The sequence below is a fragment of the Pseudomonas danubii genome (assembly GCF_042980055.1).
Taxonomy (GTDB): domain Bacteria; phylum Pseudomonadota; class Gammaproteobacteria; order Pseudomonadales; family Pseudomonadaceae; genus Aquipseudomonas; species Aquipseudomonas danubii.
This window is the reverse complement of the sequence record NZ_CP116502.1, coordinates 4,977,695-4,993,745: the sequence shown is the minus strand read 5'-3', so window position 1 is coordinate 4,993,745 and position 16,051 is coordinate 4,977,695. Positions and strand designations below refer to the sequence as shown.

Sequence of the window (16,051 nt, the reverse complement as noted above, 5' to 3'; positions counted from 1 at the left end):
TCAGGCCTCGGCCAGGGCCGGTGTCGGGTTGACCAGCACCTTGATCTGACTCTTGTCGTGCAATAACGCCTCGAAGCCCTGTTCCACCGCCTGCTCCAGGGCCAGGCAGCGGGTCACCACCCGGGACAGGTCCAGGCGTCCGCTGGCCAACAGCTCGATCAGTTCGGGGTACACATGGCGGTAGCCGACGCTGCTGAGCAGGCGCAGTTCGTTGTTCACCAGGTGGAAGGCGTCGACCTGCACTTCGCCCATCAGGCCCACCAGCACGGCTTCACCGCCCTTGCGCAGGCAGTGCAGGGCATGGCTCAGGGTCTGTTGGGTGCCGGCGGCCTCGAAGGCCGTGTCGAGGCCGCCGTCGCTCAGTTGCCGCAGGTGTTCCTGCAGTTGCGGATCGCGGCCGTCCAGGGCGGCCGAGGCGCCGAGTTCCAGGGCCAGGCGCCGCCGCTCGGGGTCCAGGTCCACGGCGTAGATGCGCTCCACGCCCCGCAACCGTGCCAGCAGGATCAGCAGCAGGCCGATGGGGCCCAGACCGAACACCACGCAACTGTCGCCGGCCATCAGGCTGCTCTGGTTCAGGGCGTGGTAGGCCACCGCTGCCGGCTCCAGCACGGCGGCCTGCTTGAAGCTGACGCGCTCTGGCAGCCGGTGCAGCATGTAGGCGGGCACCAGCGCCTGCTCGGCAAAACCGCCGTCGCCCATCAGGCCGATAAAGCCCATGGATTCACAGAGGTTGTACTGGCCCATGCGGCAGTACTGGCATTCGCCGCAGCGATACTCCGGCTCCACTGCTACCCGTTGCCCCAGCAGGCTCGGATCGACGTCGGGGCCCAAGGCCACCACCTGGCCGCAGAACTCATGGCCCAGGGTCAGTGGCGCCCGGCAGCCGGACAGCGGATGGGCCGCGTGCTGGGGAATCGAGTGCGGCCCATCGGCGTACTCATGCAGGTCGCTGCCGCAGATACCGCAGTAGGCCACCTGCAGCAGGACTTCCCCGGGGCCGGGCTGGCGCGGTTGCACCTGGCTCAGGCGCAGGTCTCGGGCGGCATGCCAACGCAGTGCGTTCATGGCTGGTTTCCTTGCAGGACAGAGGAGGCGTGCTGGCGCTGTTGACGGGCCAGCACCGCTGGGGCGGTTTCCTTGAGAAACAGCGCCAGTACCGCTGCCAGCAAGGCGCCGCCACAGGACATCCACATGACGATGGACAGGCCGAAGCGGTCGGCGGCGAACCCGGCGATGGTCGGGGCGACGAAGCCGCCCACCAGTTCACCGATGCCCATGATCAGGCCCAAGGCCGTGGCCATGACTTCACGGGGCACGGTTTCCGCCGGAATGGTGGCCATGAACAGGGTGAAGCAGCCCAGGCCGGTGTAGGTCAGCAGCATCAGCACGCCGAGCATCCAGGGCGAAGATGCGTAGAGCAGGGCCATGGGGCAGCAGGCGGCGATCAGCGAGAACAGCACCAGGGTCGGTCGCCGGCCGATGCGGTCGGAGATCGCTGGCACGCCGAAGCCCCAGAGCACCCAGGCGCCGCCCAGGCAGCTCATCACCGTGCCCATGCTGGCCGGGCTGTAGTCGCGGACCTTGACCAGAAAGGTCGGGGTGAAGGAAATCAGAATGATGAACCAGGTCAGGAACACACAGCTGATCAGGGTGCAGAGCACGATGTTGCGGCTTTTCAGCAAGGCCAGCCGATGTCCGCCGCCGTTGCTCGGTGCGGCGTTGGTCCGGGGCTCGCTCCGTGGCGGGTCCGGGTGTACATAGCGCCAGATCAGCAGGGCGATCAGCAGGCCGGGAACCAGCGAGATGATGAAGGCATGGCGCCAGCCATAGGCTTCGGCCAGGGCGATCAGCACCGGTGGTCCGATCACCGCCCCCAGCAAACCGGCGGCCGAGCCTTGCAGCAGCCCCATGTTCAAGCCCCGGCGTTGGGGTGATGAAGCCTCCACCATCAAGGATTGCGAGAGCGGCAGGATCGGCCCTTCGGCCAGCCCCATGATGGCGCGAAACAGCAGCAGGCTGAGGAAGCCGGTGACCAGCCCGGAAAGGGCCGAGCACAGGGAAAACAGGATCACCGCGACGATCAGCAGCGGCTTGCGCACGCCACGGCGGTCCGACCAGGCGCCCACCAGGGCGCCGGACACCGCCCAGGCCAGGGCCAGCACCGACGACAGCATGCCCAGGTGGCTGTTGCTCAATTGCAGTTCGTCGGCCATGAAAGGGAACAGGAAGGACAGCGCCAGACGATCGAAAAAGACGAAACCGAAGGTCAGGAACAGCACCCCCAGCAAGGTGTTCTCGTAACCGGCCTTGTTGTTTTTATAAGCCATGGTGGTTCTCCGAGGAGGCGTGAGCTACGTCGATCAGCGGAACAGGGTGTCGATATGGGCCGCGCCCAGGCCGATCTTTTCGTAGTGTTCGCGGCACAGGGCGATGTAGGAGTGCACGTCGAAGTAGCCGTCGGGCTCGCCCTGTTCGTCGAGCCAGATCAGCGGGCCCTTGACGATGAAGAACACCCGCATCGGCTGCTCGTGCTCGTAGGCCACCAGGGTGTGGCCTTCGCCCGGGGTTTCGTAGACGAAGTCGCCGGCGGTGGCTGTCCACTCATGCTCCAGGTAGCCCCACTTGCCGGACAGGGTGTAGGCGAAGACTTCGTGGGGGTGGTAGTGGCGGTTGACCAGCCCGGCGCTGCGGGCCATGAGGATGTCGCACCAGCGGTTCTCGCTGGGGGAAATCCACAGCGGTCGCGAAGACACGGTTTCGGTGAAGGGCACGTACAGGCTCAGGTCGTCGCTGGCGGCATTCGGCAGGTAGACCTCGGGCTTGGCGTCGGGTTTGAAACATTGGGCGATGGGCTGCAGGTCTTTCCAGAACTCACGGGTGGCGGCTTCAGGCATGGTCGACCTCGATTGTTGTTATAGGGGGCGTCATGGGGATGACTGAGGCGACTTTAGGCCCACGGCTGGACGCCGGTTTGATTGAATCGGACCGATTTGTTGTCTGTTTCGGACGGGGATTTTTCCTACCGAAAATAGCGAGGTGACGAGGCGGTTCCAGCGAACGGCTCTCACTGCGTTTCAAGTTGACAGGCTATATAGTTCAGATGTTAATGAATGGCCGCAGCCCGCAGATCATGCGGCCCCAGGTGCCCGGACACGGCCTTGCCGTCCGGGGAATATCCAGCCGCCCATGAGAAGAACAACAATGTCTCCATGCGCCTTGCTCGAAACCCGGCACGCCAGCACCCAGGCGGTCGACCCGGATCACCGCCTGAGCTTCTGGGAGGACTACAACGCCAGCACCCTGGTGGGGCTCAAGTGCAACTCCTACGCCGACGACGGTTTCACCGCCCGCCAGGACAACCTGCAGTTGGGTGCCATGCGCCTGGCGCGCATCGTGGGCAATGAACACGTGGTGGAACGCGACACGTCGATGATCCGTGGTGTACCCAAGGATTCGATCTTCGTGTCCCTGGTCACCGGCAGCGGTTCGTTCTTCTATCAGGACGGCGCCTGCCAGGCACTGGAGCCTGGGGAACTGGTGGTCTACCGCACCGACAGGCCTTACCTGTTCGGCTTCTGCGGGGCGATGCGCCAGTTCATTTTCGACATTCCCCAGGAGCAGTTTGCCGAGCGCTGCCTGAAGCGTTTCGACCGGACGCTGAAGATCAGCGTGCACAGCGGAGTCCAGCGCTTGCTGTTGCGCACCCTTGGCGAGCGCACCCGGACGTTTTTCCAGCAGCCGCTGTGTGGCGAGGCCGAGGCCTACCAGGAGCAGGCCTTCGAACTGCTGGCCAGCATCATCGCCGGGCAGATTGGAGAACGGCCCATCAATGCCCTGAGTGCTTCCTACCTGCTGGCGGCCAAACAGTGCATTCATGAACAGCTGGGGGACCCGGCCCTGAGCTGCGAACGGGTCGCGGCCCAGACCGGCATTTCTACCCGGCACCTGGCCCGGCTGTTCGCCATGGAGAACACCGTGCCCAGCCGCTTCATCCTGGAAAAACGCCTGCAGCAGGCCCGCCAGCTGCTTTGCAGCAGCCAGGGGGCAAGCCTGGACATCAGTGAAATCGCCTACCGTCATGGCTTTGTCAGCCAGGCGCATTTTGCCCGGGCGTTCAAGGCCCGTTATCAGCAGACACCCAGTGAGGCCCGGGCCCTGGAGCTGTTATAGCCAGGGCATTGCCCGCGGTGCTTCAGTCCGCCGGTTCCGTCGGCGGCGTGCTCCCGGCGGCCCCGTGCCCGGGTGGCGCAGCCTGTTCGGAACCGCGACGCAGTGCGGCCAGGCCGCAGCTGTGCAACAGATCGTCCAGCGGTTCCCTGGCGGTATCGGCTACGGTGGTTTCCCTTGGGCCAGGGGGAGGTTCGTGAAGTTGTGCCGCTTGCTGCAACAGGCGGGCGCGGGCCCTCTGCCAGAAGTAGATCTCGTCGAGGTATTGCTTGGTCTTGCGGTCCATGGACATCTCCTTTGTCTCAGCGGATAGGCAAGCCCCCGATCAGTGGGAAATCCCGGCAACCGGGGATAGCGGGCAAGCAGACGGACAGGCCCCGGCGCACGACACACCCGATCCCGAAGGCAAAGGCGCGTTGCTACGGCACGCGAGAGTTCTTCCTGGGGTGAACGGCGAAAAAACGGACCCGTGGGTCAGGTTATTGAGGAGAGAATAGAAAATCTTTGGCCATCGTCAGGGCGAATGTGTCGCAGGGCTGCGCGAGGCAGCAGGCAGAGGAGCGGGGCCGCGGCTCTTGGCGCGGCGCAATAACGCGTGCGAGAGGTGATAAGGCAGGCAGTGGCTGATGTCCGGCGTCAGGCCGCTGAACATCAGCCCTGGGAGGGCGCCGGGCGGGTCAGCGAGCGGCGGTCGCTATGGCCACGGCCTGACGGTCCAGCAACTGGCGCTGAAAGGCCGCGAAGTCCTGCTTGGGCTGCTGCTGGCGCACGAACTCCAGCATCGGGTCCTGGACCGCGGTACGGATGCCCGACAGTGCTTCCAGGGTCGCCAGCCCGCAAAAAGGCACATAGGCCTCGGAGTAGCCGCCTTCGTGCACCAGCACCAGGCGTCCCCGGCACAGGCGTTCGGCCGCGTCGCGCAGGCAGTGGGTCATCTCGCGGAAGGAGTCGCTGTGCAGCAGCATTCGCGCCAATGGGTCCACGGCGTTGGCGTCATAGCCGCAGGCGACGATGATCAGCTCGGGTTCGAAGCGTTCCAGGGCCGGCACCACGATGCGCTGCATGGCGTACAGGTAGGCATCATGGCCACCACCGGGCAGCAGCGGGACGTTGATGTTGCAGCCCAGGCCAGCGCCGCGGCCATGGTCTTGCTCACCGCCGTAACCCGGTGGAAAGCAGCCGTCCTGGTGCAGGGACAGGGTCAACACGTCGGCCCGCTCTTCGTAGATCGACTGGGTGCCGTTGCCGTGGTGCACGTCCCAGTCGATGACCGCTACCTTGCCCAGGCCATGGCGGACCTTGGCGGCCTCGATGGCAATGGCGATGTTGGCCAGGAAGCAGAAGCCCATGGCCTGGTCGCGGGTGCAGTGGTGTCCCGGTGGACGGGACAGCGAGTAGGCGTTGTCGGCTTCACCGCTGAGCACGGCGTCCACGGCGGCCAGGGCCAGCCCGGCGGACAGCTTGGCGATTTCATAGCTGCCGGGCCCCACAGGCGCCTCGTCGCCCAGCTGACCACCGCCGGCATCGCTCAAGGCCTTGAAACGTTGCAGGTAGGCGGCACTGTGGACCCGTAGCAGATCGTCCTCGGTGGCCGCAGGGGCACTGCGCAGATGCAACTGTCGGGTCAGGCCGGAGACATCCATCAGGCTTTTCAGCCGGCGCTTGGTTTCCGGTGATTCAGCATGCCCGGCGGCAGACGGCGGCTGGACCCAGCCGCCTACCGGGAGCGTCAGGACGTGGGGGCTGCCGCTGTGCCACAGGCAGCGTTCATCGAAGAAAAAAGCCGTTCTACAGGTCATGGTGATATCCATTTTTCAAGGAAAGTGTTGTTCAAGGACGCGCTGGCGCTGCCCGCTGGCAGTCATCGCCCCTGGGGCTGGGAAGGGGCCTGGAGGGCGGGCCGGCAACTGAGTACCAGCGCCAGGGACAGCAAAGTGATGACGGCACCCCCCAGCAACAGGCCCTGGAAGCCGCCGCTGCTTTCGATCAGGCGCCCGGCGAGGGTCGGGCCTATGGCCAGGCCGGCGCTGATCACCAGATTGGAGGCGTTCATCAACCGCCCGCTGCGATCCATCTCGGCCATGCGCGCCAGGATCAGCGGCAGGATGAAGGTCCAGGTGAACTTGAACACCAGCGCCGCCAGCGCGAAGCGCGCCAGCTGCGGCTGGCCCAGAAGCGCCAGCACCGAGCCCGCCATCAGGCCGTAGCCCAGCAGGAGCAGGGCGCTGCGGGGCAGGCGGTCGCCGAACAGGGTGGCGCACAACGCGCCGACGATGCCCATCAAGGTGGCGACGGCCAGGATGTCGCCGTTGGTCTGCGCCGAGAGGCCGGACTGGCTGCCAATGGCGCCGATGAAGGTCCAGACCCCGCTGAGGCTGATGTAGAAGGTGAGGATGCCGAGTATTCCCAGGCTCGCCTTGAGCCAGGAGATCGCTGGGGCTTGCGCGGCGTCGGCGGCCGGGCGCGCAGCGCCTGCTGGAAAACAGCGGGCCAGGGGCAGGCACAGGGTCATCAGCAGCGCCAGGATCAGGTAGCAGGCCCCCAGGCCGAAGCGTTGGAAGAGCATGGGCAACAAGCTCAGGCCGACCGCGCCCAGCACCAGCTGGCCCATCACCCAGAAGCCGTAGGCCCGGCTGGGACTGGGGCTGGCGGCGGCGCTGGCCAGGCAGATGATCATCAGCGAGCCGCCCGCCAGTGCGCTGCCAAAGCGCGCCATCAGCAACAATGAATAGTCGTGGGCCAGCATCGACAGCAGGTTGGCAACGATGAACAGCACGGCGCTGCACAGTGCGGCGCGCCGCCAGTCGATGTGTTTCAGCCACCAGATGGCCGGCAACGTGGCCAGGCTCATGGCCCCCAGCTCGGCGGAGAACAGGTCGCCGATCTGTGTGGGGCTCAAGTGCCACTGGCTGGCCAGTTGGGCGGCAATGGCCGGGGCCATCAGCAGTACGGCGGGAGTGATGGCGGCGAACAGCACTATGGCGGCCAGCAGCCCCAGGGGTTGGCGAGTAGCTGGCGCGGTGGCGCTCAAAACGGCGTTCTGGGTGTTCATGGACAGGCTCCAAAGGCAAGGGGTTCAGAACACGTGGACCAGGCGCAGCAGGGCGTCGGTGCCGGCAAAACCGTTATCGGTGGCGACGTTCTGCGACAGGCTGAACATCAGCTGGTTGCGCTGGTCCAGCCAGTGCCCGACCTCGAATCCGGCCTGGGTGTAGCGCTTGTGGGTGTCGTTGATCCGTCGGTCGTTGATCCGCAGTTCGCCGCCATCGGCGTGGATCAGGCGCAGGGCGCCGTAGGTCGCAGGGGTGAAGTCGTAGGAGGCGAAGGCTTGCAGGCGATAGAGCGGGTCCTGCTTCAGGTCGCTGCCGAAATAGTCGTCGTTGGTGCCGTACAACTGGGCTTCGAGGTTGGCCTCCAGCACCCATTTTTCCCCCAGGCCCTGGGTGTAGTTGTAGACAAAGGTCGCGCCCCAGCGATTGGCCCCCGGGGAGACGTCCGGGTTGCGGCTGTGGTACTCGCCCAGCGGCAGCGTGACCAGGGTCAACAGGCCGCTGTAGGTGCGGGTTTGCGGCTGGTTGATGAAAAACAGCGTGCCTCCCACCTGAGGATCACCGAAACCGCTTTCCCCGGTATGGCGTTCGGCGCCGGGCAAGCGAGCGTTGATGTCGGCGAAGGGCACGATGAACTGTGGGGTGCACAGGGTGCCGCACAGGTCGCTGAAGAACACCTGGCGGTAGGCCATGGCATTGACTCGCAGCTCGGCCTTGCCGGTGCTGTCGGCCGGGCCGTGAAAGTCGCCGGCACGGGTGGCCGGGAGGTACAGCACCCCCAGGCTGGTGCCCACGGGGGCGGCGAAGAAGTCCCGGGCGTTGAGGTCCGCGGCGTTGAGCGACAGGCTGGCCAGGGTGCCAGCCAGGGCCAGGGTGGTGCGGGTAATGAGCCTTGTCATGGGCGGTGCGTCTCTTGTTGGAGTTGTTGTTCGGCGAAGGGCTCGCCGGCACACGGCAGTGGGGCAAAAAAAGGGCAAAGGCTGCCCGTGGCCGTCAAATACGACGGCGTAAATCAGCGCAGGTCAGGGGTTGGGGTCAGTCGGGCGGGGCGTGGAGCAACTGGGCGATGCGCGCCTTGTCCTTGACCCCGAGCTTGCTGTAGATGGCGCGGATGTGATGGCGCACGGTGTTGGGCGACATGCCCAGGTCCCGAGCCACTTCCTTGTAGGTCTTGCCATCACCGAAGCACTGGGCGACGGCATTTTCCCGGGGGCTGAGCTTGGGCAGCAGGCTGCGGCTGCGGGCCGCCAGCAGGTACAGGTCGCCCACGGCCGAGCAGTCGATCTGCAGACGCTTGCCCTCGAAACCGTTGCCATCGAGCTTCATGGGCAGTTGCGGACCGTTCCACTGCGGCCATTCATGCAGCAGCAGATCGACAAAACCGCGCTCGGCGCACTGCAGCACGCCGCGTTGGTCGCACACGGCCAGGGCCAGATTGCGCGGGCGGGTGAGTTTCTCGCGCATGGCCACCAGGGTGCGGATCTGATTGGCCGACACCGCTGCCACCAGGTGCAGCATCAGGTTGTTCAGCACATGGCAGTCGTCCCGGGTAAAGGCCGGGGCGCCAGGGGCACGGTACAGGGCCAGGTGGTTGCTCAGTTGGGTATGGGGATCGATGTGCACCACGCATAGCAGCTCGCCGATGTTGTACTGGCGCCCCAGCCAGTTGAGCCCGGGGCCGTTGTGCGGATCGGTCATGTCGACGATCACCGCCCGTCCCGGTACTTCGTGCACCCGGTTCACGGTGACGTCGATGTGGCGGATCGATTGCCAGTCCGCCAGGTAGCTCGGTGGCAGGCGGTACAGGTAGCAACTGTGTTCATCCGGCAAGCCGTCGATCAATGCGGCGCGGCCCCACCAGGCACTGTCGAAGGGTAAGAGTTTGCAGATGCGCGCCAGAGCATGCTGGTGAAGGTTTTCGATGTCCTTGTTCTGCGCCAGTTGTTGCAGTTCCAGGGTCAGCTCGCTGAAGGCCTGCAACAGGCTGGCCGGAGCGTGATCGAGTCGGTTCATGGGTCTGTACCTCTGTGCGACGTTGTTATTGTTTTCGTCACGGAAGGGGTTGAGGACCATTACGCCTGGGGGACGTGGGCAGGGCCTGGTGCGAGTATCGATGGCTTGGCAACACCGCGCCATCCTACAGATGCAGGAGGTGGCCCATGGCCCGGATGCGGCGGGCGAGGCAGCCGGGCGTTGGCAGGGAAGGAGCTAGGGGAGGATCAGGCAGCGGGGCAAGGGTGCTGCAAACGGTGAAAGCAACGGCTGAAATACACCAGCGAGTCGCCTTGCTCGCGCACGCTGATTTCATCCAGCTCCACCAGCATCACCGAGTGGGTGCCGATTTCCTGGACCTCGGTGATGCGTCCCTGGAGGCTGGCCAGGGCGCCGTCCAGCACCGGCAGGGCCTGCAGGCCGTCGCGCCAGGGGTGCAGGCCGAAGCGCTGGTCCATGGCCACCCCGGTCATGCCGGCAAAATGCCGCGCCACGTCCTCGTGTTCGCCGCTGAGGACGTTGATGCACAAATGGCCGTTGCCCTTGAACACCGGGTTCAGGGCACTGTTGCGGTTGACGCAGACCATCAGGGTCGGCGGGCTGTCGGTGACCGAGCAGACCGCGGTGGCGGTGATGCCGCAACGCCCGGCGGGGCCGTTGCTGGTGATGACGTTGACCGCAGCGGTCATGTGAGCCATGGCGTTGCGGAAGGCGAGTTGCTTGGGATCGAGTACAGACATGACGAATTCCTCGTGGGCGCAGGGCATTGCGCTGCAGGAGCCAGCTTGCCGATGAAGAGGACCTTGTGGTGCTCTGGCGGGCGCTTTCGCTGGCAAGCCAGCTCCTACGACAACAGGTGGACATTGGCCTTTTCCGTAGGAGCCGGCTTCGTGGCTACTGGCGGATGCGGTCCAGCATGTTGATGTCGTCGGGGTTGCTCAGGTGCGGCACGGTCCAGCCATCGAGGTCGTAGTCGCCGAGGCATTTGTCCACCAGGTCGGTCATGGCCTTCATCGAGCCGCTGGCCTGGGCGTGGCGCAGGCACTGCATGCGGATCTCGTCCTGGCTGCCGGCATAGTTGATCTCGTACAGCTCGTGGCGACCGCCGAACTCGGTGCCGATGGCATCCCACAGCAGCTTGAGGATCTTGATCCGCTCTTCGTGGCCCATGCCCCCCGAACCGCGGCAGTAGGTGCCGAGGTACTGGTTGAGCACCGGGTCCTTGAGATCGCGGGAGCCGGAGGGCAGGTAGATCAGGCCGCTGGCCACCACCTGCTCGATGATCTTCTTGATGTCGGTGTAGGCCTGGGGCGCCAGCACCCGGTACGCCTGCAGGGCCTGGGTGCTGGGCAGGTAGACGCCGTTCATCCATTCGCTGGCGTTACCGTGCATGGCGTCGGTCAGCGACCAGAACAGGTTGCGCCAGGCCACCACTTCGCCGACCTGGGCCTGGACCCCGCGAAACTCCAGGGAGCCGGTGCATTGCAGGGCCTTGACCAGCAACCCGGTGATGAAATCGAGCTTGACCGCCAGCCGGGTGCAGCCCTGCATCGGGAACAGCCGGCCGAAACCGCCTTGCGGGAACCACTGGCGGCAGCGCTCGAAGTCGCGGTAGATCAGCACGTTCTCCCAGGGGATGAACACCTTGTCCATGATCAGGATCGCGTCGTTCTCATCGAAGCGGCTGGACAGCGGGTAGTCGAAGGGCGAGCCGGTCATGCCGGCCTGCAATTCGTAGGAAGGGCGGCAGATCAGCTTCATGCCGCGGGTGTTCATTGGCGCGATGAACATCAGGGCGAAGTCGGTGTTGTCCCCCAGCAACTGGGCCGAGCCCTGGCCGACGAAGTTGTAGTGGGTCAGGGCCGAGTTGGTGGCCACCACCTTGGCGCCGCTGACGATGATCCCGCCCTCGACTTCCTCGTCCACCGAGATGAACACGTCCTTGACCTGATCCACTGGCTTGTCGCGGTCGATGGGCGGATTGACGATGGCGTGGTTGAGGTACAGGCAGGCTTCCTGGATGCGCTTGTACCAGGTGCGGGCGTTGTCGGCGAAGCGCCCGTAGAACTCCGGGTTGGCCCCCAGGGCACTGCCGAAGGCGGCCTTGTAGTCGGGGCTGCGGCCCATCCAGCCATAGGTCAGGCGCGACCAGTCGGCGATGGCATCGCGCTGCTGGCGCAGTTCATCGGGGCTTTTCGCCGAGCGGAAGAATTTGTGGGTGTAGCCGCCGTTGCCGGTGTCGGTGTCCCAGCACAGTTGTGACTGGGTGGCCGGGTCGTGCAGGGCGTCGTACAGGCGGGCCATGGAGGCCGCCGAGTTGCGGAAGGCCGGGTGGGTGGTGACGTCCTTGACCCGGTCGCCATAAATGTAGATTTCACGATCATCGCGCAGGCTGGCCAGGTATTCGGCACCGGTCAGCGGGCGGTGGGTTGCGGCACGAAAGTCTTCAGGTTTCATATCCAGTCTCGGCGTTGTTTTTATTGACTGGGGCCATGATGGGCAGGGGCGGGCGCTGAAAAAATGGCTTTTACGGCGAATGAATTGCACTTTTCATAGGGCGCGTTGGCGCTCTCGGGCTGGGTACGGCGCACTGTTCTGGAGCGGCGAATCACGGCTTTATCGATTCACTTCGCGTTGTCTTGTCTCAGGCCTGAAACAGGGGGCACATTTCGAAATATTTTTGCCAATCAGACAGATGAAAGCTCAAGTTCGGCCGATATCTCTGATAGGCCCATGGACGCTCTTTCCGTGGTGTCCCTCGTCGATGCAGTCCTGATGCGTCGGCCGATCAAGGGCATGGATGCTCGCCGCCCCGTTCTCCTTCGAGACTCGTCCTATGTCCTTGCGTAACCTGAATATCGCCCCGCGTGCTTTCCTCGGTTTTGCCTTTATTGCCTTGCTGGTCATGGTGTTGGGCGTGTTTGCGGTGAACCGCATGTCGATCATCCGCGACGCGTCCCTGGAAATGGAAAGCAATCAGCTACCCAGCGTCGGTTATCTGGGCAACCTGACCGAGAACGTCCTGCGCTTGCGGATTCTGTCATTTCGCGTGCTGGTGAACCGCGAGCCGGCCGGCCTTGCCGAAGCCCAGACCCGCATCGGCGTGCTGGTGGACAAGGCCAGGCAGGCCCAGGCCAGCTACGCGGCGTTGCCGGCGGGCCCGGAGGAAGTGGCGCTGTACAAGACCTTCAGCGCGACCCTGGACAATTACCTGCAGGCGCAGAAGGAGATGCTCGAGCTGTCACGCCAGGACAAGCTGGAAGAGCTGCGCACCCTGATCAACACCCGGATCAAGGACGGCACCGACCAGATGGGCGAGCAGTTGAACAAGCTCATCGCGATCAATGCCGCGGGCGCCAAGAGTGCCTCCAAGGCGGCCGGCGAGCACTACGACAGTGCCATTGCCGGGATCGTCATCGTCGCGCTGCTGGCCGCATTGCTGACCATCGTGCTGGCGCTGTTGTTGACCCGCAGCATCGTCACCCCCCTGAACAAGGCCCTCAACGTCGCCGAGGTGATCGCCGGCGGCAATCTGCGCCAGGCCATCGAGGTCGACGGTCAGGACGAGCCGGCACGCCTGTTGCGCGCCCTGGCGCAGATGCAGGCCAGCCTGCGCCGCACCATCGAGCAGATCGCCGGTTCGGCGACCCAGCTGGCTTCGGCCTCGGAAGAACTCAGCGCAGTGACCGAGGAAGCCTCTCGCGGCGTGCAGCAGCAGAACACCGAGATCGAGCAGGCCGCCACCGCAGTCAACGAAATGACCGCAGCGGTGGAAGAGGTGGCACGCAACGCAGTGTCCACTTCCGAGGCGTCCCAGCAGTCGACCCAGGCCGCCCGCGAAGGCCGCGACCGTGTGGTGCAGACCGTCGAGGCGATCCAGACCATGGCCCATGACGTGCAAAACACCTCGGTGATGATCGAAGGCCTGGCGACCCAGGGCCGGGACATTGGCAAGGTGCTGGACGTGATTCGCGCCATCGCCGAGCAGACCAACCTGCTGGCGCTTAACGCCGCCATCGAAGCGGCCCGTGCCGGCGAGGCCGGGCGTGGCTTTGCGGTGGTGGCCGACGAGGTGCGGGCCCTGGCCCATCGCACCGCCCAGTCGACCCAGGAAATCGAGAAGATGGTGGCCGGTATCCAGAACGGCACCGGCGAAGCGGTGGAGTCCATGCAGCAGAGCAACCGGCGGACCCAGAGCACCCTGGAGCTGGCCCGCGCCGCTGGCGAGTCCCTGGAGCAGATCGCCGAATCCATCAATCAGATCAACGAGCGCAACCTGGTGATCGCCAGTGCCTCGGAAGAACAGGCCCAGGTGTCCCGCGAGGTGGACCGCAACCTGGTGAATATCCGTGACCTGGCGATCCAGTCGGCGGCCGGGGCCAACCAGACCAGTTCAGCCAGTCATGAACTGTCGCGCCTGGCGGTGGATCTCAACGCCATGGTGGCGCGCTTCGTGGTCTAAGGGCGCGAACGGTGGGGCCGGGCGCTCGACGAGTGCCCCGCCAGCACCTAGGGTTTTGGCTGAAGCATCTTTCATGGAGAAAGCGATGCGCTACTCAGCCCTGACCCAACGGATTGTCGGAGAAGGTTCCGCAGCCTGGAACATCCACTACCGGGCCCTGGCCCTGCGCGAGCAGGGGCGGGATGTGTTGCTGCTGACCATCGGCGACCCGGATTTCGATACCCCCAAGCCCGTGGTCCAGGCTGCGATCGACAGCCTGCTGGCCGGCGATACCCACTATTCGGACGTGCGCGGCAACCTGGCGCTGCGCAGCTGCATTGCCCGGCGCCATCATCAGCGCTGCGGACAGATTGTCGACGCCGAGCATGTGGTGGTTTTGCCGGGCGCCCAATGCGCGGTGTTTTCCGTGGCCCAGTGCCTGCTCAATCCCGGGGACGAGGTTCTGGTGGCCGAGCCCATGTACGTCACCTACGAAGGCGTGTTCGGCGCCTGCGGGGCCCGCATCGTGCCGGTGCCGGTGCGGGCCGAGCAGGGCTTTCGCGTCGATCCGCGGGACATGGCGGCGCGGATCACCCCGCGCACCCGGGCCATGTTGCTCAACAGCCCGAACAACCCGTCGGGCGCGAGCCTGTCCCTCGACGACTGGCAAGCCCTGGCGCGGCTGTGCTTTGCCCACGACTTGTGGCTGATTTCCGATGAGGTCTATTGCGACCTGCTGTACGAGGGCCAGCACTTTAGCCCCGGCAGCCTGCCGCGCATGGGCGAGCGCACGGCCACCATCAACAGCCTGTCCAAGTCCCATGCCATGAGTGGCTGGCGGGTGGGCTGGGTGATTGCCCCGCCGACCCTGGCCGGGCACCTGAGCAACCTGGCCCTGTGCATGCTGTACGGCCTGCCGGATTTTGTGCAGAACGCCGCAGTGGTGGCCCTGGACAGCGACCTGCCGGAGCTGGCGCAGATGCGCGACGAGTACCGACGGCGCCGGGACCTGGTGTGCGCGCTGCTGGGCCAGTGTCCGGGGCTGACCCCGATCTGCCCGGATGGCGGCATGTTCGTCATGGTGGATGTACGCCGCACCGGGCTGGACGCCCAGCGCTTTGCCGACCGCTTGCTGGACGACCATGGCGTTTCGGTACTGGCCGGTGAAGCCTTCGGCCCCAGCGCCGCGGGCCACATTCGCATCGGCCTGGTGCTGGACTGCGAGCGCCTGGCCGAGGCCTGCCGGCGCATTGCCCGCTGCACCGAGCAGATTTTCGAACAACGCCCCGCAACCCTCCACCTGTAGGCGCCGGCTTGCATGTCATGCACCGCCCTGGCGAACGCGTTTGCCGGCAAGCCCGCGGCTGCAAAGGTGTTCGCCAGGGGCACGCGGCGGTTAGGCCTGACGCTGTGATGGAGCGGTCCAGGCGGCGGTGTTCACCAGATTGGCTGGGCGCTGCCCCGACAGGGCCGCCAGCAGGTTGTCCACCGCGCAGCGGGCCATGGCTTCACGGGTTTCGTGGGTGGCCGAACCGATGTGCGGCGTGGCCACCACATTGGGCAATTGCAGCAGCGGTGAGCGGTGGTCCAGCGGTTCGCGCTCGAACACGTCTAGCCCGGCGCCGCGGATCCGTCGTTCCTGCAAGGCTTCGATCAAGGCCGCTTCGTCCACCACCTTGCCTCGGGAAATATTGATGAAGATGCTTTGCGGGCGCATCAGCGCCAGTTCACGACGGCCAATCAGCCCTTGGGTTTTCTCGGTCAAGGGCAACGTCAGGCAGATGAAGTCGGCCTCTTGCAGCAGTTGCTCCAGGCTGCGGTAGCGGGCATTGAAACGTTGCTCCACCGCCGGCTTGGGGCTGTTGCTGTGGTAGATCAGCGGCATGCCGAAGCCGAAATGTCCACGCTGGGCCAACGCCTCGCCAATGCGCCCCATGCCGATGATGCCCAGGGTCTTGCCGTGCACGTCGCTGCCGAAATGCAGCGGTCCGATGTTGCGGTTCCATTGCCCGGCGCGAACCATGTTGGCCAGTTCCACCACGCGCCGGGCGGTGGCCAGGATCAGGGCGAAACCGGTGTCGGCGGTGGTTTCGGTGAGCACGTCCGGGGTGTTGCTCAGCAGAATCCCACGTTGGGTCAGGTAGTCGATGTCGTAGTTGTCGACCCCCACCGAGACACTGGCCACCGCTTGCAGGCGCGGCGCCAGGTCCAGCAGCTCGGCGTCCAGGCGCAGGCTGGCCCCCAGCAGGCCGTCGGCGCTGGGCAGGGCCTGGCGCAGGGCCTTGAGGCCGGTTGGGCCCAGGTCCTCGATCAGGGTGACCTCGGTCTGTTCCTGCAGGCGCGCCATCAGCGACGGCGAGAGTTTCTTGTACAGCACCAGGTGTTTTTTCATGACGGTTCT

General features: G+C 65.3%; 14 protein-coding genes and 1 pseudogene. 4 read left to right on the top strand and 11 right to left on the bottom strand.

Annotation, left to right across the window (positions count from 1 at the left end; all coding sequences use genetic code 11):
- From PFZ56_RS22445 to PFZ56_RS22435, 3 genes are read right to left on the bottom strand one after another with little or no spacing between them, the layout of a single operon-like run.
- A complete protein-coding gene (locus tag PFZ56_RS22445; RefSeq protein WP_170004704.1) occupies positions 1-1,065 on the bottom strand; it encodes a 2,3-butanediol dehydrogenase in 1,065 nt (354 codons plus the stop codon).
- Positions 1,062-2,327: an MFS transporter gene (locus PFZ56_RS22440; protein WP_170004706.1), complete on the bottom strand. Its 1,266-nt coding sequence runs from the start codon at positions 2,325-2,327 to the stop codon at positions 1,062-1,064. The genes PFZ56_RS22445 and PFZ56_RS22440 overlap by 4 nt, the downstream gene beginning before the upstream one ends.
- Positions 2,328-2,360: 33 nt before the next feature.
- Entirely contained in the window at positions 2,361-2,894 is a 534-nt protein-coding gene (locus PFZ56_RS22435) for a 2,4'-dihydroxyacetophenone dioxygenase family protein (RefSeq protein WP_170004708.1), read from the bottom strand.
- A gap of 307 nt (positions 2,895-3,201) precedes the next feature.
- Here PFZ56_RS22435 and PFZ56_RS22430 point away from each other — a divergent pair, with 307 nt between their 5' ends.
- A complete protein-coding gene (locus PFZ56_RS22430) occupies positions 3,202-4,170 on the top strand; it encodes a helix-turn-helix domain-containing protein (protein ID WP_170004710.1) in 969 nt (322 codons plus the stop codon).
- Positions 4,171-4,192: 22 nt separating this feature from the next.
- Here the strand turns inward: PFZ56_RS22430 and PFZ56_RS22425 are convergent, their stop codons facing one another.
- From PFZ56_RS22425 to hpaB, 7 genes are all read right to left on the bottom strand, one after another.
- A complete protein-coding gene (locus PFZ56_RS22425) occupies positions 4,193-4,453 on the bottom strand; it encodes a hypothetical protein (protein ID WP_102882638.1) in 261 nt (86 codons plus the stop codon).
- Positions 4,454-4,844: 391 nt separating this feature from the next.
- Complete coding sequence (locus tag PFZ56_RS22420; RefSeq protein ID WP_170004712.1) at positions 4,845-5,966, bottom strand: class II histone deacetylase; 1,122 nt, start codon at positions 5,964-5,966, stop codon at positions 4,845-4,847.
- Between the two features lie 62 nt (positions 5,967-6,028).
- Entirely contained in the window at positions 6,029-7,219 is a 1,191-nt protein-coding gene (locus PFZ56_RS22415) for an MFS transporter (protein ID WP_170004714.1), read from the bottom strand.
- 24 nt (positions 7,220-7,243) lie between these two features.
- Positions 7,244-8,116, bottom strand: coding sequence for a transporter (locus PFZ56_RS22410; protein ID WP_110596626.1), 873 nt, complete (start codon positions 8,114-8,116; stop codon positions 7,244-7,246).
- A gap of 136 nt (positions 8,117-8,252) precedes the next feature.
- Positions 8,253-9,230, bottom strand: coding sequence for a helix-turn-helix transcriptional regulator (locus PFZ56_RS22405; protein WP_102882642.1), 978 nt, complete (start codon positions 9,228-9,230; stop codon positions 8,253-8,255).
- A gap of 206 nt (positions 9,231-9,436) precedes the next feature.
- Complete coding sequence (gene hpaC, locus PFZ56_RS22400) at positions 9,437-9,949, bottom strand: 4-hydroxyphenylacetate 3-monooxygenase, reductase component (RefSeq protein ID WP_102882643.1); 513 nt, start codon at positions 9,947-9,949, stop codon at positions 9,437-9,439.
- A gap of 154 nt (positions 9,950-10,103) precedes the next feature.
- A complete protein-coding gene (gene hpaB, locus PFZ56_RS22395; RefSeq protein ID WP_102882644.1) occupies positions 10,104-11,666 on the bottom strand; it encodes a 4-hydroxyphenylacetate 3-monooxygenase, oxygenase component in 1,563 nt (520 codons plus the stop codon).
- Between the two features lie 343 nt (positions 11,667-12,009).
- On the opposite strand from hpaB, the pseudogene PFZ56_RS22390 reads away from it, so the two are divergent.
- The 3 genes and pseudogenes from PFZ56_RS22390 to PFZ56_RS22380 form a co-directional block, all read left to right on the top strand.
- A pseudogene (locus PFZ56_RS22390) lies at positions 12,010-12,765 on the top strand (MCP four helix bundle domain-containing protein); the annotation flags it as partial.
- 42 nt (positions 12,766-12,807) lie between these two features.
- Entirely contained in the window at positions 12,808-13,671 is an 864-nt protein-coding gene (locus tag PFZ56_RS22385; protein WP_372820920.1) for a methyl-accepting chemotaxis protein, read from the top strand.
- Between the two features lie 85 nt (positions 13,672-13,756).
- On the top strand, positions 13,757-14,956 hold the full coding sequence (locus PFZ56_RS22380) for a pyridoxal phosphate-dependent aminotransferase (RefSeq protein WP_306393751.1): 1,200 nt from the start codon (positions 13,757-13,759) through the stop codon (positions 14,954-14,956).
- A gap of 90 nt (positions 14,957-15,046) precedes the next feature.
- On the opposite strand, the gene PFZ56_RS22375 is transcribed toward PFZ56_RS22380, so the two are convergent.
- Entirely contained in the window at positions 15,047-16,042 is a 996-nt protein-coding gene (locus tag PFZ56_RS22375; RefSeq protein ID WP_102882647.1) for a D-glycerate dehydrogenase, read from the bottom strand.
- Positions 16,043-16,051 lie beyond the last annotated feature (9 nt).

Bases quoted from the DNA above. Each gene is read 5' to 3' on its own strand.
- PFZ56_RS22445 (WP_170004704.1), bottom strand. From the start codon at position 1,065: ATGAACGCACTGCGTTGGCATGCCGCCCGAGACCTGCGCCTGAGCCAG.
- PFZ56_RS22440 (WP_170004706.1), bottom strand. From the start codon at position 2,327: ATGGCTTATAAAAACAACAAGGCCGGTTACGAGAACACCTTGCTGGGG.
- PFZ56_RS22435 (WP_170004708.1), bottom strand. From the start codon at position 2,894: ATGCCTGAAGCCGCCACCCGTGAGTTCTGGAAAGACCTGCAGCCCATC.
- PFZ56_RS22430 (WP_170004710.1), top strand. From the start codon at position 3,202: ATGTCTCCATGCGCCTTGCTCGAAACCCGGCACGCCAGCACCCAGGCG.
- PFZ56_RS22425 (WP_102882638.1), bottom strand. From the start codon at position 4,453: ATGGACCGCAAGACCAAGCAATACCTCGACGAGATCTACTTCTGGCAG.
- PFZ56_RS22420 (WP_170004712.1), bottom strand. From the start codon at position 5,966: ATGACCTGTAGAACGGCTTTTTTCTTCGATGAACGCTGCCTGTGGCAC.
- PFZ56_RS22415 (WP_170004714.1), bottom strand. From the start codon at position 7,219: ATGAACACCCAGAACGCCGTTTTGAGCGCCACCGCGCCAGCTACTCGC.
- PFZ56_RS22410 (WP_110596626.1), bottom strand. From the start codon at position 8,116: ATGACAAGGCTCATTACCCGCACCACCCTGGCCCTGGCTGGCACCCTG.
- PFZ56_RS22405 (WP_102882642.1), bottom strand. From the start codon at position 9,230: ATGAACCGACTCGATCACGCTCCGGCCAGCCTGTTGCAGGCCTTCAGC.
- hpaC (WP_102882643.1), bottom strand. From the start codon at position 9,949: ATGTCTGTACTCGATCCCAAGCAACTCGCCTTCCGCAACGCCATGGCT.
- hpaB (WP_102882644.1), bottom strand. From the start codon at position 11,666: ATGAAACCTGAAGACTTTCGTGCCGCAACCCACCGCCCGCTGACCGGT.
- PFZ56_RS22385 (WP_372820920.1), top strand. From the start codon at position 12,808: ATGCAGGCCAGCCTGCGCCGCACCATCGAGCAGATCGCCGGTTCGGCG.
- PFZ56_RS22380 (WP_306393751.1), top strand. From the start codon at position 13,757: ATGCGCTACTCAGCCCTGACCCAACGGATTGTCGGAGAAGGTTCCGCA.
- PFZ56_RS22375 (WP_102882647.1), bottom strand. From the start codon at position 16,042: ATGAAAAAACACCTGGTGCTGTACAAGAAACTCTCGCCGTCGCTGATG.